Annotated in this window: 13 protein-coding genes; 7 read left to right on the top strand and 6 right to left on the bottom strand. The window is 51.3% G+C overall.

The window, feature by feature from the left end; genetic code table 11:
* Positions 1 to 6 precede the first annotated feature (6 nt).
* Positions 7 to 759: a hypothetical protein gene (locus tag VE954_RS22705; RefSeq protein WP_324957077.1), complete on the top strand. Its 753-nt coding sequence runs from the start codon at positions 7 to 9 to the stop codon at positions 757 to 759.
* Positions 760 to 772: 13 nt separating this feature from the next.
* On the opposite strand, the gene VE954_RS22700 is transcribed toward VE954_RS22705, so the two are convergent.
* Positions 773 to 910 (bottom strand): hypothetical protein, encoded by a 138-nt coding sequence (locus VE954_RS22700; protein WP_324957075.1) that lies wholly within the window; start codon positions 908 to 910, stop codon positions 773 to 775.
* A 129-nt stretch (positions 911 to 1,039) separates the two neighbouring features.
* On the opposite strand from VE954_RS22700, the gene VE954_RS22695 reads away from it, so the two are divergent.
* Positions 1,040 to 1,648 carry a hypothetical protein gene (locus VE954_RS22695; RefSeq protein WP_324957074.1) on the top strand — a complete coding sequence of 203 codons (609 nt, stop codon included), beginning with the start codon at positions 1,040 to 1,042 and terminating at the stop codon, positions 1,646 to 1,648.
* 255 nt (positions 1,649 to 1,903) lie between these two features.
* Entirely contained in the window at positions 1,904 to 2,626 is a 723-nt protein-coding gene (locus VE954_RS22690) for a DUF6748 domain-containing protein (protein WP_324957072.1), read from the top strand.
* 68 nt (positions 2,627 to 2,694) lie between these two features.
* Here VE954_RS22690 and VE954_RS22685 read toward each other — a convergent pair whose 3' ends face one another.
* Positions 2,695 to 4,086, bottom strand: a complete 1,392-nt coding sequence (locus tag VE954_RS22685) for a hypothetical protein (protein ID WP_324957070.1) — start codon at positions 4,084 to 4,086, stop codon at positions 2,695 to 2,697.
* 624 nt (positions 4,087 to 4,710) lie between these two features.
* Between VE954_RS22685 and VE954_RS22680 the strand changes: the two genes are divergently transcribed.
* Positions 4,711 to 5,568 carry a trypsin-like serine protease gene (locus VE954_RS22680; RefSeq protein WP_324957068.1) on the top strand — a complete coding sequence of 286 codons (858 nt, stop codon included), beginning with the start codon at positions 4,711 to 4,713 and terminating at the stop codon, positions 5,566 to 5,568.
* 260 nt (positions 5,569 to 5,828) lie between these two features.
* Positions 5,829 to 6,995 (top strand): hypothetical protein, encoded by a 1,167-nt coding sequence (locus VE954_RS22675; protein WP_324957066.1) that lies wholly within the window; start codon positions 5,829 to 5,831, stop codon positions 6,993 to 6,995.
* Between the two features lie 60 nt (positions 6,996 to 7,055).
* Here the strand turns inward: VE954_RS22675 and VE954_RS22670 are convergent, their stop codons facing one another.
* Positions 7,056 to 8,141, bottom strand: coding sequence for a hypothetical protein (locus tag VE954_RS22670; protein WP_324957064.1), 1,086 nt, complete (start codon positions 8,139 to 8,141; stop codon positions 7,056 to 7,058).
* 219 nt (positions 8,142 to 8,360) lie between these two features.
* Here VE954_RS22670 and VE954_RS22665 point away from each other — a divergent pair, with 219 nt between their 5' ends.
* Together VE954_RS22665 and VE954_RS22660 are read left to right on the top strand one after the other, a co-directional pair.
* Positions 8,361 to 9,830 (top strand): hypothetical protein, encoded by a 1,470-nt coding sequence (locus VE954_RS22665; RefSeq protein WP_324957062.1) that lies wholly within the window; start codon positions 8,361 to 8,363, stop codon positions 9,828 to 9,830.
* A gap of 156 nt (positions 9,831 to 9,986) precedes the next feature.
* On the top strand, positions 9,987 to 12,803 hold the full coding sequence (locus VE954_RS22660; RefSeq protein WP_324957060.1) for an Hpt domain-containing protein: 2,817 nt from the start codon (positions 9,987 to 9,989) through the stop codon (positions 12,801 to 12,803).
* Between the two features lie 141 nt (positions 12,804 to 12,944).
* Here the strand turns inward: VE954_RS22660 and VE954_RS22655 are convergent, their stop codons facing one another.
* From VE954_RS22655 to VE954_RS22645, 3 genes are all read right to left on the bottom strand, one after another.
* Positions 12,945 to 13,289: a hypothetical protein gene (locus VE954_RS22655; protein ID WP_324957058.1), complete on the bottom strand. Its 345-nt coding sequence runs from the start codon at positions 13,287 to 13,289 to the stop codon at positions 12,945 to 12,947.
* 189 nt (positions 13,290 to 13,478) lie between these two features.
* The gene (locus tag VE954_RS22650) at positions 13,479 to 14,390 is read right to left on the bottom strand and encodes a hypothetical protein (RefSeq protein ID WP_324957056.1); all 912 of its coding nucleotides are present in this window, start codon (positions 14,388 to 14,390) and stop codon (positions 13,479 to 13,481) included.
* Between the two features lie 640 nt (positions 14,391 to 15,030).
* Positions 15,031 to 15,171 (bottom strand): hypothetical protein, encoded by a 141-nt coding sequence (locus VE954_RS22645; protein WP_324957054.1) that lies wholly within the window; start codon positions 15,169 to 15,171, stop codon positions 15,031 to 15,033.
* Positions 15,172 to 15,367 lie beyond the last annotated feature (196 nt).

Here is a 15,367-nt window from a genome sequence, read left to right as displayed (position 1 = left end):
TGAATTTTGAAGTCCAGATCTGGTCTTGCGCTCCTATGCGGCCTGTACGTGTCTCTTGCCGGCTGTGGTGACAAGGATGCCGATGAGGAGGCCCCCGAAACTGAAATTGAAACCGAGACCGGGTCGCCTCTTGCTCTGCAACCAGCAGCTGTCTGGCACGCGGGCGAGGCTCCTTTGAGCTGGTTCGTCACGGCCGGTACCTTTGAAACGGCTTGCCTGAAATCCGATTCGACCACCACCAGCACCCACTTCAAGAGTCGAATTAAGTTCGATGGTTTGAAGGTTTCCCGCGTGACAAGTTTTTACGAGGATCGGGCTTGCAAAAGCGCCCGTATGGTCCTCGGGAGCGAGGCTTTCCTCAGCAAGGCCTATCGCGAAGAACCCGATGCGAAGACGGGTCTTGCCTATCTCGTGTACTTCGCCGAAGAAGAGGCTCAGTTGATCCGTAATGAGGTTTATCTGGATAGTTTCAAAGCTTCGCAATTGAACCGCTACAGGATTTGCAAGCGCTATTGGTTTTCCAATGTGCTGAACAACGTGCTTAAGCTATCGGAAGCGGAATGCCGAGCTGCCATCACAAGCCTTCCAGCGAAAGATAGGGAGGATGCCGCTTTTCTTATGGAGGGCATTATCCCTCATGAACAAGTCACGCCTCTCCATCTGGTGTTTCATCCCCTGAGGAATGCCTTGAGTGTTAAACAGGGTATCAGCTTGCGGGCAGGGTCGGATCCTGAACTGCAGCTCCAGGCTGTTGAGTGACGGATTTATCCTATTACTTCTTCAGTTCGTCGATCGGGCTTTCATCGCTGTGGCCCACGAGTTCACTTCTGCTGGCGCCGAGTGGCAGCTCCATGCGTATGAGAATGCGATGTCCTTCTGCTTCGATCCGCCGTTTTCGAACTATTCTCATCGACTCCAAACCGCCATTTTCGATCCTTGTTGCATGAATCGGAAATCGCCGATGATTGAGTTGCTTTTTTGGAAAACATCGGGAAGAAATACATCGGTTGCAATTTATCTAGGATGAGGAGTTTGCACCATGCAGCATTTCAAACTCCAGCTCGGTTCCACACTCATTTCGCTTGTTGTCGGTAAAAGTGTCTACGCAGAAGAACCCCTGAGCAAGATTCCCAAGGACATCGCGGCCTTTGAGCTCATCGACGTGATTTTGGGCTGTCTCGAAAAAGAAACCGTCAGCTTCAGCTATGATACGGGCGCCTATGGGTTAAACTCTGAGCACAAAGCGAAGCTCGATTCCGTCGTTCCCCTCGTGAAATCGGATAAATTTATCTATCGTGTGGTGGTCCTCGCTTGGCCGGATCAATTTTATCCATTAGGTCACGACAAAAAGCTATCAGACGGCGAACGCAAATTGGCTGATAAACGAGCCGATGAAATTCTGCGCTACCTGAACAGCAAAAGTGTTTTTAATGTCGAGATTTATAAGGTGACGGATGGGCAAGACTGGTTCACAAAATTTCTGACAACGGAAAATCCTCGACTTCAAGGTGAATACGCCCGGGTAGCTAATCAAGCCAGGGAAAGAATATTTCGTGTCATCGAAACCAAGGGCGGTCCGTCCAAGGCCATAGTCTATTTCATAAGAGACGCAAAAAACCTGAGCATGCCTGCCTGTACGGCTCGCTAGGGGATCAATTTTCGAAGTAGAAAGAGTCGCCGCGCAAGTTTTGGTTTTGATCAGCCGAAACCCTCGCCTGGGGACCTTTTGTCTGGATTTTCGGACAGCACAATTATTTTTTGGACATGCAAAAAATTTTTCAACGCGTACGTCTCCTCAATTGAAAAGCTCGCACGTTTGAACTTTAGTTTCACTCAACCAGCTGCAAGAGAAGGCTTGGAATGATCCAAGACGTACTTTTGCCCTACAAGACTCGAGGCTCGTATGTCAAAATTTCTGAAGAACACTTTGGTTTTGGCCATCTCCTTGTGCTCGTCCTGGATGTCTCTCGCTCAAGATTCCGTGGACGCTGGGGACTTGCCCACGGTGATTCGACCATCCGAAGTGCCCTATGGAACTATAGAAAGAGACCGTCGTCTCTGCGCTTATCCCATGTGTGGCGGCTACTTTCTCCGTCCTTTGAATGCTGACCCCGCGACGCGACCCATCTACGTCAGCAACCTCGACGTTGCGGATTTTGGTCCGGAAATTGAGAAACTCATTGAGAGCCACTTGAACGGCGGTACGATCGTCAAAGGTTGGATCAGGCGTCCGACGGCCCCCGGTATTGCAACCACCCTGAAAATTTCGGAAGTTTATGCTCATCGCAAAGGTTCGCTGTGGGCTGATCCCAAAAAGGTCACCTTCATCAAAGCTTCCAAACACACTCCGCCCATCGACTGCGTAACCGCTCCATGTCCTAACCTGTTGGGTTCGGTGCTCAATACCAGGAAGGTCGTGAGCTTTGACCAATTCGACACCAGCGCCCTACCCCTGCAAGTGCCTGAAAAACTTCTGCACTCGCCGCAGATGATTCTGGGCGGCGCCTTTGCGGATGGTACAGTCGAATTCCCAGGCGGCTATGAACTGCTGTTCTCGGTGAGCTCGCTTTACAGCCAGGTGACGAAAAAAGTGGAACTCCCCACACCTGCTCTTGAAGTCGAATAAATCAATCGCAGGAGCCATGCCGTTCAAGGGGAATCATACCCCCTTGGACGCCAGTCCTTTGCCAGAGTTCAGAGTGTTTTCAGATATTCAATAACAGCCGACCGCTCGTCATGGGTGAGGTGATCGCCGAAGGTATGCCCTTGATTGCCGTATCCTGGCAAGGTCGTGTCATAGATATATCGACGTGTGAAAGGAAAACCCTGATAATAGCCATAATTCAAAAGCTCGAATTTCACACCGACTTGAGCCACGTCGTAATCCTGACTTTGATGGGTATTGCTTTTCCACCAATACGTCGGACGTGAGCTTGAATTGAGCACCGCTTCCAGGTTCGGCACCGACCCATTGTGGAAGAAAGGGGCGGTTGACCAGATGCCATCGAGAGGTGGCGCACTATAACCGCGCAAAGCATGAAATCCGAATTTCTCCCCATAGAGCGCCTGCGAAGCTTCCTCACCCGATTCCCAGAACCGTTGGGTCTCGATGCCTGTCTGATGTTCCATCAACCAGGGGTCGGTTCCCACGACCTCGATGGGCACGATCCGGTCCGGATAGGAACCGTTTTCACCATAGGTACCATGACAGCTGCTGCAATTCTGATTGAAGACGAGCCGTCCGCGCTCGGCAGTTTCCCTGACTATGGGTGCCGGGTATCGCGGCGCTCTCAGACTCTTGCCGAAAGCTTCCACGTCGTAAAAAGGCTTTTCCAGAGCCCGCATTTCCTTTTGATTCTCGACACAGAGAGTCGAGGCCAGCATCATGATGCGATGATGGCTATGACGAAATTCGCCACTATAGAACATGGACGACTTTCTTCCCATGCGCCACCAGGGAGGAACATCGACGGGCGGGAAGATGGTCGCCGGCGGCTCAAGAGTCGGCGTTTCGCTCCAGGTGTAATCTTCGGCATGGCGCTGTGAAAAGAGTGCATATGTGAGGTTGATGGCGGGATTTACGCCAACGGTGTTCGTTTGAATGTAAGGGCTGATCGTTTCGGTAGCTCGTTGAAAGGCTCTGACTTCTTCCCGTTCCTCCGCAGTCCAAGCCAGGAGGGGAAGGACTTTGGCGAATCGACTGATCTCCTGCGTAAAGTCGCGTGTTCGGTTGCCAAGCCCGACTATGAAATTCCCGTCGATGGATTCGCCGTGACAGGAGAGGCAATTGAAATTGATGACCTTGTTGCCGCGTTTGGTTTCGAAAATATTCATGGACGGTATCAGCAAGGCATTGTCGCTGTTTCGCTCGGGTAGCTGCGTGCCACTGTTGAAAATATCCTCACCGGCCATGGGAATGAATGTGGCAATGACTGAAGCCGGCACGAGGCTTTTCGACAACACGGCTCGCTTCATGACCGTGACAGGGACACCGCAGCCGACGTATCCACCATTAACCAGGTAGGAGTAACCACGTGCCGCGTCCGGTTTTTCCTGCGCCAGAGTGGGTAACGCTTCCCACCACACGTTCGATCTCTCTTTTCACGGAATCAGCATCCGAACCCCAGGTGGATGTTACATCAAACGAGATCTTATCAAGGCTAGCACTCATTTCGACCGTTTGAATCTCTGCGCGATGGCTTTTGATGGCTTGTAGGCTAGATACGAGGGTGTCTCCATACGCGCGGCGACTCATGGACGCTATTTTTATGTGCGACAAAACAAGGTCGCTGTCCTCGCTCTCATTTTTCAGATACACTTCCTGGCCTTCCGCTGACAGGCGACCTGTTAAAGCCCATCGAGAGTCAAAAGATGAACGTGCAGGTTCAAATTGAGTGAGGCCCTGGCTCGACCCGGCAATTTGGATGCTTTGCAGAAGCTTCCTGGGGAGCCGCATACGTCTGGCCAGGGCCCTGATCTGGCTCCAGCGTAGGGTTTGTGGCGCTCGCGTAACACTCGTACGCCGCGATCAGCTCCTTCCATGGTCTCAGCCCATCCTTGTACCTTAAGCGCGTATACATAACAGCGCCAAGGGTTGTAACATCCTGAATACGAAAAACAAAAAAAATAAATTTCTCATTATTGAATTTTTAACTGGCTGCCCAGCCAGTGATCGGCTACAGTTTTTTCACTAGCAGAAAAGGAGCTTCGATGCTGAAAATCTGGAAACACAGAGCCGCTCACGTATTCGCTTCCACCCTGTTGTTCAGTCTTTTTGCCTGCGGTCAAAATGATGAAATGCAGGAATCCAGTGAAACCAAAGTTACCAACGGTCTGCAAGCGTCGCGCGAGTTTCCGTCTGTGATTCTGCTCCAGTTCAGCGTCGGTGCCAGTCATTCGATTTGTACGGGAACCTTTGTGAACGATGCGCAGGTGGTGACAGCCGCCCACTGTGTTTACGATATTCTTAAGGCCGGTCACACGGCATCGTCGATGACGTTTAAGAAAAAATTGGCCGATGGCACGACAGAAAAAGTTGTGGCTATCGATCTGGAGCATCATCAGGGTTATACCGTAGTTCCCGGACGACTCAGCAATCATGATCTTGCAGTCGTGACGTTTCCTCGGTATTCAGCACCCGCGACGACCAAACTCTATCCCAATACACCCAATGTGGGGCAGAAGTTTACCATCGTGGGTTATGGCGTGAATGATTATCGTTATGATTCCTCTGGTCAGCAGACAGGGACAGCAGGCTCCGGTATCAAGCGCAAGGGTGTCAACGAGATTTCTGCCGTGAGTAACGGTATGATTCGCTTCGAAGGCGTGCCGACCGCAAGCGACGCCGAAAAACCTCAAGGTCAGGACGCTGCCAGCGGATCAGGTGATTCCGGTGGACCCATGCTGATCAACGGTGCTTTGGCGGCTGTGACCGCGGGTGGAGCACTAGGTCGGGCTCTTGAAAACGGTGAGTCCGTGACTGTGAAAATTTCCAATTACGTGGACCTCAATGAAGAGTCCAACAAACAATTTCTCATGACGACTTTGACCAACGTTCAAGTGCAATAATACCAGCTCATCCATACCTCGAAGTCAGGCCCGCTTGCTTCAAGCGGGCCTGTTTTTTTATGCAGATGCCTCCTGGATGTTTCATCCCACGCCAACGCAACAAGCTTCCCCATTTGCACAAAATCGCACGCATAATAAGTGGCATTTGGGTCTGCTCACTTTCTGTTCTGTGAGCCTTCGTTCTGTTGCTGTTTAGGAACAGTTTCTGCAAATCTGCGTGTGCTGTTATTTTGCAGCTGATGCTGTCAAGGAGATCTCATATGAATCGATGGATGCCCCATGGATTGAATTTATGTTTGGGAATCACGTTAGGCGTCGGCGGTCTGACTTCCTGTGGACCCAGTTCCCAGCCGAAGATTGCGACGTCGTCCCCGCTTGTCACCGATATCTCGCATACGATTGCCAAGAGGCAATCGATTGGAAACTGTTGGCTGTATGCGGCCTCCACTTGGATGGAATCAATGGCTCTAAGTTATCAGAACGAAACGCTCGATGTTTCGGAATCCTACTGGACCTGGTGGTACTTCCATGATCAGCTCATCAGAAACTCTGTTCTGGACGAGATTACCATCGGCGGCAGCTGGGCGGCGGCACGCTCCATCATACTGAAGCGCGGTTTCGTCAGTGAAGGTGATTTTATCGGCGAGGAAACCGCTGTGGAAATGTCTTTGCGACAGAAACAGGCGATGACTTACATCAATGAACAGCTGACAGCGGGTGCTCTGCAGGATCCTGCGACGCGCACACCCGAGTTGATCCGTCAGGTGCTGGACGAAGCCTTTGGTTCCAATATGGCTGAAGCGGAGACGAGGGCTCTGCCTGCCAATCAGAAGATTATAACTTATCTCCCCAGTGGTCAGCCTTTGACGTTGCGGGACCTTTTGGATCAGCGATCACGGTTTGCGTGGACAGAAGTTTCGTTCCCACGGGTTTTTGGAGAAGGTGCGGTCATCGGCGCCAATGTCCATGACGCGCGTCGGATGCTTTGGACGCGCGTATTCCGTGCACTGAATGATCGGCAGCCGGTGGTGATGCGGCTGATGATCGATTTCAATGGGCTGGATAATCATGATGGGACCTTTAAAGGCGATCTTTTACGCGAAAAGGGAGTCGGGAAACAGGGAGGACACCTGACTGTGCTCGAGGATTACACGGTGAAGGATGTGCCCGGACTAGGATTCATTGGCCGCGGTGATGTGAGCGAGGAACTGCAGGAGCAGGCCCTCCTGGGAACGCTGGATCACATCATCGTTAAAAACTCGTGGGGAGTGAATCGCCCCGATCGCGGGATCAAGGATGGCATTACCCTTTTCGATCGCAGCTATCTGGAAGATCAGTTTGCCTGGAAAGAGGATGATGAAGACCCCGAAAGTCCCGTGAATTGGTATACGACGTTGGGTGGTTTCGTGCTGCCGGCCGGTTATTAGTTGGAAAAGGAAAAGGTCACCCCCTGGTCGAGGATGACCTTTGATCCGCAGGAGATTAAATTAGCGTGTTTGAATTGTGCGACAGAGAATGACACTCCATGGCCATGGATAAGGACAGGGTTCTGGAGTAGGATTCGGCGTCGGCGTCGGCGTCGGCGTCGGCGTCGGAGTTGGTGTCGGAGTTGGTGTCGGAGTTGGTGTCGGCGTAGGAGTTGGTGTTGGCGTCGGAGTCGGTGTTGGTGTCGGTGTTGGATTTTCCGCAGTCAAATAAGGCTTGAACCAGCACAGGGGACGGTACCCATAGGTTAAACCTTCTGACTGATTACATGTGTAGCTTACGGCATCCTGCTCAGCATCCTTGCTGTTGCGTTGACTGCCAAGATCCCGACCTGGAATCACCTTAACGTCCCAATCCTTGGTACAGATGGCGCCTGCTGTATAGGTATCCAGTCGGCACTGCCCAGCGGGATGGGAGTTATTGGTCTTCTTCACCACACTTTTATCAGGCGTCGAGAAATCAGCCCGGGTTCCGCCGAGAGCGGCCAACAGGTTCGCCAGCGAATGACCACCGGCGGTCATGCGATAGCAAAGGTTCTGATCATCTTCACTGGCCCAGGCCTTATCACAAAGAGCCTTGGGAATCGCTTCCACCGTATCGCGGTAAGTGGCGTTCAGCTCCAGATCGTCCTTCCATAGATTGCGTCCGCAGGAGAGCGTGGCAAAGTAATCCGAAGCGCCTTCGTTGGCCGCCCATGATGAGGCATAAGGATAGCCGCCGAGGTGATGGCCAATTTCATGACAGAGCACAAGCGCAAAGCCATCGCGTGTGATTTCGGGACGGCGGGCCAAGCCACCGTACATGTTCACCTGCCAACTGGAACCCGACTGCATGGCGCTTGCATTCACCGTGCTATCGGACCACAAACGGTTCACTTTCAAAGTTCCGCCAAAGCTGGCCACGATGGGTTTGTAATAAGCTTCGGCGGCATCAATAGCCTCGTTGAAATCGTCTTGAGTGATGCCTGCTGCGCGTAGAAGACCATCTTCTTTCCACAGGTCATTCGGTGGCAAAAAATCCGCCTTGGCCTGGAACGAGGTCACTATGAGACCCGCTAAAGCTGCTGATGTTAAGCGTGCACGCATCATCAATTCCCTTCACTCTTCTTAGGTATTGTTAATATTCCCTAAGATAACTGGTTGGCCGGCCAGTTCAATTTCTAAAATCTTAATTCTTTTGACTTATTTATATTTATTACTGAGTTTTTAAAAGATGGTGAGGGTGCCGGCCCAGCCTGCGGTGAATGTGATTTGAAATATTTAAAAAATACGCTAGGTTATAAGTATTCAAATCAAGAGGATGGCACCATGCGAACCTTGCCCCAGCTTGTCGCCTTAGGTTTTATGGCTTGTGTCGGCATGATCAGTCCCGGGTGCCAGGACTCGGGGGGCGAGGATACCAAACGGACGTCTGGATCGGACGGTATCAGCGCTCCGGCTAACATCAATCCCAATTCCCTTGCGATTGAAATCGTCAATGAGTTGAACGAAAACCTTGTTCATCGCACGCCCTTGACCGAGGAGCAGGCTCGCATGGTTGCAACTCGTGCCGCAGGGGCCCTGGAAATTGCCAAAATCGAGCTTCGTCTTGCCGGTGTGACCAATGCGGAAACCTACGAAGATCGTATTGAAGAATTTGCCGATGAACTGGTCGAAGGTGCATTGGGTGCTCTGGATGAATTGGAGAATGTCCATCAGCGGCAGGTGAACAAGGTGCTGGAAGAGATCGTGGCCAGCATCATGGAATCGCTGGAAAATCGCACCGACCATCTGGATAGTGTCGGTCTTGGAACCATGCTCTACCTGCTGGCCGAGGGTGCCATGCAGCATCTCGATGAAGCGGGTTATAGTATTCAATCGATGGCCGAGGGGGCAAGGACGATCGCGTCTGCGGCGATTGGTGGACTTGATGATGCAGGGGTCCTGACCCCAAGCAATGGCCGTGACATCCTGGTGGCGATTGTGAGTGGAACGATCCAAGGTCTTGCGGAGAGTCCTTTGGCACGGTCCACCAATAAGGCCACGGAATATAGCCTTGTGATCGATGACCTGCTTTATGGTGCAGTTGGGTCTTTGGATGATGCCGGATTTTCCCTGGAGGAAATCGACGATAGCATAGCCCACGTTATCTTTGCCGCTCTGAGTCGATTTGATGAACTTGGCTTCAAGGTCGAGGCATTGAGTCTACCGATTGGCGCCGCTTTGCATGGAACAATTGACGCTTTGAAACGAGAGGCCGGCGTGAGCGATCCCGCCGACATTGAAAAAGCCCTCGGATTTTGCGTGCGAGGTGCGGTTGAAAGCCTCGCCCATAGCAGCCTCACTCTGGAGCAAATGGATGAAGTCATCGGGATTATCGTGAAAAAAACCGTTCAGCATGTGGACAATCTGGGGGTCAGTCACGAGGAAACAGAAACTGTCATGGAAGAGATCGTTCTATCGGCAATCGAGTCCATGGATGGGGCAGGCTTCAACACGGAGCACGTCGAAGCCTATGGTGACGTCATGGCTGATATTACCGTTGCGACCATGGAAGGTTTATCGGAGGTTGGATTTAATAATGCTGAAATCACTGATTTCCTGGACGATATGATTGCTTCGGCCTTCAAGCCCCTGGTGGGGCATCAATTTTCTCGGCAACAAAGTGAGGTGGTCGGCACTCATTTTATGAATGGACTGCAGACGGGCCTTGCGGCCAGCACGGAAATCGTCTTTACCTATGATAGCGCGTCTGTCACGGCACACGTCCAGGCGGCTCTTGACGCCGCTTATCAATAACCCCCACATAGTGTCCATACATCTCTGTAAAGTTTTGTCAGGATTGCCATCATATCACCTGTGTTCCTTAATTTATCCTAATCAGATCCGATGGATCAGCAAGGCTACCCGACTCAAGGTTGGGTCAGCCGACCCCGCCCAGAGATGTCTGGGGACATGGTGAGAAACAGTGTGCTGAACCTGCTCAGACCCAAAAAGCAAACTGGATTGGTTGCGATCGCGGCCTGGCCCCGCATGTGTTTTTGCCTTCTGATTCTTATCCTTGGTTTAACGCCGTCTTTCGTTTTGGGGCAAGTGACGGCCGCAGAACCATTGGATGCCGGGATGGAACTCTATCGCGATCTTACTGTGAGAGCAGGTGACGATCCGAGCCTGGCCAAGGCGGAGGCTTTGTCTCAGCTTCAATCGCTCGGTGGAAATCATGCCGATTCCCGTTGGCTCCAGCTCTATCTCTTCCTAAAAACCGATGATGCCTCGCACCTGCCGCCTGAGATGCAGACGGAGGACTTTATCAATAAGTTGATCGACGTGGCCCGTTCCCAAGGGAATGAAAAGATACGGATGCAACTCGAATTCTCCAAGCATCATATGGCCCTGCAAAAGCGAAAAGCGGACCCCGACGCCTATAATAAGCTGTTTGATGAATACATTGATCGGGCCGAAAAAAAGGGCCTCATCCGTTTTGCCGTTGCCATGGCCATAAGCAGGGCCTTTAACGCCTATAATGCCGGATCCATGACCGAAGCGCTGACCTTGACCCAAAAAGGGCTGCACTGGCTTGATCAGAAGGTGCCGCGCGATGATATGCAGTACCTCCAGGTGAAAACTCACGTGGCCATGTTTCTGGAATATGTCGAGGATAGGGAAAAGAGTCAGCAGGTTTATGAGGAGGCTCTTCAGGTTTTTCGTGCGAAGAAGTTACGCTGGTCCATTGCCGATGCCAGCTTTAACTATGGCGTCCTCCTGATGAATATGAAGAAGTATCGGGACGCTCAAAAAGCTTTTCGCGAAGTTGCTGAGGCGGGTCAAGCTTTGAAATCTGATTTGCTCCAGGGACGCGCGCTCAAAGGTCTGGGTTTCGCACAGTACCGTCTGGATCAGCAAACCCAGGCTATTGATTCCTATACCAGGAGCCTTGTGCTGATGAAAGCAGCCAAGGAAGATCCGGTGGCCATTGCTGATACATACAAGTTGCTGGCAGCGAGTTACAACAAGGCCAGGTTATGGCAGAAGGCTCTCAAGGCTGTGGAGATAGCTGAATCCGAACCCCTTGCCATGCAGGATATAGCCTGGGAAAAAGGACTGCAGTCGCATCGGGTGGATGCCTATGCTGGCCTTGGCAACATCACGCAAGCGCTGCACTATTCCAGGCGCGTAACGGCCCTGGCCGATGAAATCAGAAGCGCTGAGAAGGCCGAGGAACTGAGCAAACTGAAAATATCCATGGGACTCGAGCTCGAGGAGCAAAAGAATAGTCTTCTGACGGAACAAAATAAAGCCCAACAGGAGAAACTGCGCACCGGCGAGATCATGAAGCGAATTTTTTACGCGATGATGGTTCTGGCCGGTCTGGTTATTCTGCTCCTGGGGGTCGCCCTCAAGCAGACTTTGAAAGCTAAAAAGAGCCGCGAACGCGTGCATCGGATCCTGGAGCATATCGAAGAGGGGATTCTCTCGATCGGCACGGGCATGCGGGTGGAAGCTGATCTATCACCCTATCTGGCCCGCCTCCTGGGTGTGGATGATACCCAAAAAGAACCCGTGGATATGTTCGCTCACCTCCTGGAAGTCGCAGACCTCAGCGGCGACGACAGAGCCATCATCCGAGCGGCTTTAGGCGCTTGCCTGGGAGAGGACGCTTTGAACTGGGAACTGAACCTGTCCCAGCTGCCGCAGGAACTGTCCATTCAAAGCGGCGCCAAGCAATTATCTTTGGAATGGCAGGCCCTTTATGATGACCACAATCGCATTCAAAATGTTTTGATCACAGTGCGTGACATCAGTGCCAAGCTCAAGCTGCAGAATGAGGTTCTGCAGGCACGGGAACATGCGTCGCGCCTGGAACAAAGGCTGGCTGATATTCTCCAGATCGACGCTCGGGCAGCAGAGTCCTTTGTCAATGAGGCTCGTGGCATTCTGCCCAGTTTGAGGCCGAAAATTGAGGGCAATCGGGAGCTGGCCATGGCGTATCGGCAGCTGCATACTCTGAAAGGTATGGCGCGATCGCTGGGCTTTAAGGAAATGAGTTCCTTGGTGCATGCCATGGAAGATCAGGTCGACCTCGATGCCAGAAGCATCAAACAAAAGACCAAAGCTCTCGAGATATTGAGCGAGATCGAGCACACGGTTCAGGAATACAGTGAGATCATAGAAAAAGTCTATTTCAGGCAGAGCGAAGCCGCGGGTGCGCGTGCCTTATCGCTGGTGGACCTGGTTGCCACCAGTATCGTTCCCATCCGGAGCATGCTGGAACGTGCCGGCATGGAATTGGCCCAGGTGAATGTTCAGGATCATGTCAGCAACTGGCCTCGCGAGTGGTTGGACGCTGTGCAGATCCTGCTTCTGCATGGGATGACCAACTGTGCGGATCACGGGTATATCCTGCCTCGACGTCGAGGAAGGGATGTCAAACGCCAGGCTGCTCTTTCTATCAAAGCCTTTCAAACTGCAGACGCGTTGCATATTGAGCTGAGTGATGATGGAGTTGGGGTGGATTTGGAAAAACTCAGCGAGCTGGCGCAACGGTTGGCGTTTGTCCCGGAACCTCATGAGACCGTGGCGGATGTTGTTTTTATGGACGGTGCATCAACCGCTGATCAGGTTTCGACCAGCAGCGGACGGGGCATGGGCATGTCCGCTCTGAAGCACACAATTCTCGATATGCATGGCACCGTCAATTTCCGCCCCAATCCTATGGGTCAGGGAAGCAGCCTTGTGGTTCGGTTGCCTCTGAATGTTTCCCGAGCTGCCTAATCGCCGAACCGATGGACAGGAACCAAACCTGAACATCACCAGGATTAACCCGGATCCGTCACTAGATATTCCAGACCCAGATTCAAATTTTCAGCAAGCTTGAGCCACTTTATGGCCAGGTTTTCTGCAGCTGCGGGCTCATCAGCATATCGGGTTAAGATCCGCAGCTGTCGATCCTAAAAGCTCCGTGGCACTACTGAATAGTTCCTTGCCCAGCTCCTCATAAGCTCTGGCAAGTAAAGGATCAGTTTGCTCCAGTTCCCGCATGGCCTCAACATAATCAGATAGGGCCAGCATCAGCAGCGCCCTGGCTTTTTTAATTTCATCCCGATGAGAAACAGTGAACAATAACAAATGTCTCATTTCCAAAATCGCAAAATAAAGGCTGCGACGTGCCCATTCAATTCGTATGAATTCCACGTAAATTTCTCTTAAGTTCGCTAGATTGTATTTGGTTGTATACCCAGGAAATGTTTCTGTCACCAAATTTTGGATCGCACTCTTTTGCGATATCTGCGAACAAAGTTTTCACCAGTTGTCAAAGAAATAAAAGGATGGGAGATAGGAGAAGCGAGCGAGCCGTTTTGTGGAAAAACTGCGATAAAATCACTTAGCTCGGCTTTTGCCCTTTTTCATAGGCGAAAGCCTAGCTTCATGTTGTGAAACCTCGTCAACTTATCGTTCAATTGCAACCGAATAAACCTTGGCTCGTTCGCCTGAGTCGGATCCTCCGACCAGCAGCTTGTCATTCAAAAGGGCGAGTGAACTGCCATTCATTGGAAATGAAAGACTCGCTCCCGGAATTACATTATCCCAGCCAAGCATATGAAATGAATATAAACTGCCCTCCCAGGTTAAGCCAAAAAGGAGATCACCGCTTCGAGCCATGCCGGTAACAACCTCGGCGTTCGGCACACTTATAACGGTCCTAAGATTTATCGCGGGTAAGGAACTGACGTCATATACATATATTCCGAAATCAGTACTAACAAACAGGTCCCCTTCAAAGAGTGAAGCGCGATAGGGATACCCCTTGTATTCAAGGCTGGTTTTTAAGGACATCGTCGCATCGAAAAGTTCGATACCATTGAACGCGCCAGATTCCAGGACCATTGTATAGCCGTCCTTTGTCAGAACCTTTTCGCCGTATCCCGCAGTGGGGACAGCTTTCTCGATCGTGAGGGTTTTTTTATTGAGACGTTGAAGTTCCTGACCTGGGACCTCATATTCGAACTTTGCTGCATAAATGAATTCCTCTGCGACGCCTACTTGACTGTTTTCGGGTCCTACTTCGGAGTTTGCGCCAATTTCCACAATCGCGTCGGGGTTTGTCGAGTTGAATTTTTTTATTCCACCGCTGACGAGTGAGTCCATGCTGATGTAAAGCGAGTCCTCGGACTGCACAATATCCCTAACAGAATCTCCCGCGGCGCCATAGCCTCGATGTGAAAGTTTCCCTGCCTTTGAGACTTCCAGCGAATGTATTCCTCCTCTTCCGAAGAGTATACCAACCAGAGCTCTATTTCCTGTTGTGACAATATCATAGGCTACACCGTCCGGATCCAAATCCAGTTCATCAACTTGCAAGAGTTCGACTTGATGGCGAGGTGCATCGAGCCCTGATCTCGAAAACGCATATGCGCCCGTTCCTCTGAAAATAAAGTCACCCATTTGCCATAAAAATAGACACGAAACGCCGACTCCGTATTTTACACGCAGACGCTGCAAAGACCTCTTCAGGTAAGACTCCTCCTCTTTATTTGTTGGAATGCCAACTCCTTATCATCTTGTCGAAGGGGAGAATTACAATCTATATTTTTGAAAGCTTCCCGTGAGTCAGTCCATGCTCTCTTCTTAAGCATGGTTATTTTTGTTTTGCATCGAGTAAATCATAAAGGTCAGAGAGTAAATGCTGGCTGATATCGCCCAACCTTATTCCAATAACAATCTCGCGGTCGTGTGCTACTTAATCTTATCCAAGATTCGCCATCGACTTTGCTATCAATGTATATCTTTCAACTTTCCTGATCGATCCAAAAAACCATGTTTGAACGTACGTAAAAGGCCAGGGACGCATCTTTGCTTCCCTGGCCAAAAGTTTGAGATACGCGACGTTAGAACGCGTCAGACAGAGATGTAATCACTTCATTGGTGCGAAGTCGAACTCTCGTCAGTTCTGTCTCCAGTGGACAGCGCTTTGGCCGACCTTGACGGAACGTCTGTGCCCTCAACTGATGATGACGACTTGGTAGTGGTTTCCAGCGACCACCGTGTAGTCGAGCACCGGCGCAGCTACCTTCATCTGCCAGGCGTCTGATCGATCGCTGGCGAGGCGCCATCGGGTGAACTCCTCGCGCGCGACCAGCATGCCGTAGTCTCGAGACGACATGAACAGGTTCTGAGGGTAATACGCGGCCAAGGGACCAGGGCCCCGGAAAGAATGCCTAGGAATTAATCCAGGCCTTGTGCGGGTCTGCTTCACTGGATTGCGATAGCTTTAAAATTCATGCAGGAAGGCTGACCAGAGTTGAACCTTCTCCGCTTTTTGGCAAAAAGTTCATTTT

This window comes from Oligoflexus sp. (assembly GCF_035638955.1).
In the GTDB taxonomy this organism is placed as follows: Bacteria; Bdellovibrionota_B; Oligoflexia; order Oligoflexales; family Oligoflexaceae; genus Oligoflexus.
This window is presented reverse-complemented; position numbering and strand designations above follow the sequence as displayed.

What these genes read in the sequence shown, in the direction of transcription:
- VE954_RS22680 (WP_324957068.1), top strand. Translation starts at nt 4,711, where the DNA reads ATGCTGAAAATCTGGAAACACAGAGCCGCTCACGTATTCGCTTCCACC.
- VE954_RS22670 (WP_324957064.1), bottom strand. Translation starts at nt 8,141, where the DNA reads ATGATGCGTGCACGCTTAACATCAGCAGCTTTAGCGGGTCTCATAGTG.
- VE954_RS22675 (WP_324957066.1), top strand. Translation starts at nt 5,829, where the DNA reads ATGAATCGATGGATGCCCCATGGATTGAATTTATGTTTGGGAATCACG.
- VE954_RS22665 (WP_324957062.1), top strand. Translation starts at nt 8,361, where the DNA reads ATGCGAACCTTGCCCCAGCTTGTCGCCTTAGGTTTTATGGCTTGTGTC.
- VE954_RS22690 (WP_324957072.1), top strand. Translation starts at nt 1,904, where the DNA reads ATGTCAAAATTTCTGAAGAACACTTTGGTTTTGGCCATCTCCTTGTGC.
- VE954_RS22695 (WP_324957074.1), top strand. Translation starts at nt 1,040, where the DNA reads ATGCAGCATTTCAAACTCCAGCTCGGTTCCACACTCATTTCGCTTGTT.
- VE954_RS22700 (WP_324957075.1), bottom strand. Translation starts at nt 910, where the DNA reads ATGAGAATAGTTCGAAAACGGCGGATCGAAGCAGAAGGACATCGCATT.
- VE954_RS22645 (WP_324957054.1), bottom strand. Translation starts at nt 15,171, where the DNA reads ATGCTGGTCGCGCGCGAGGAGTTCACCCGATGGCGCCTCGCCAGCGAT.
- VE954_RS22660 (WP_324957060.1), top strand. Translation starts at nt 9,987, where the DNA reads ATGGTGAGAAACAGTGTGCTGAACCTGCTCAGACCCAAAAAGCAAACT.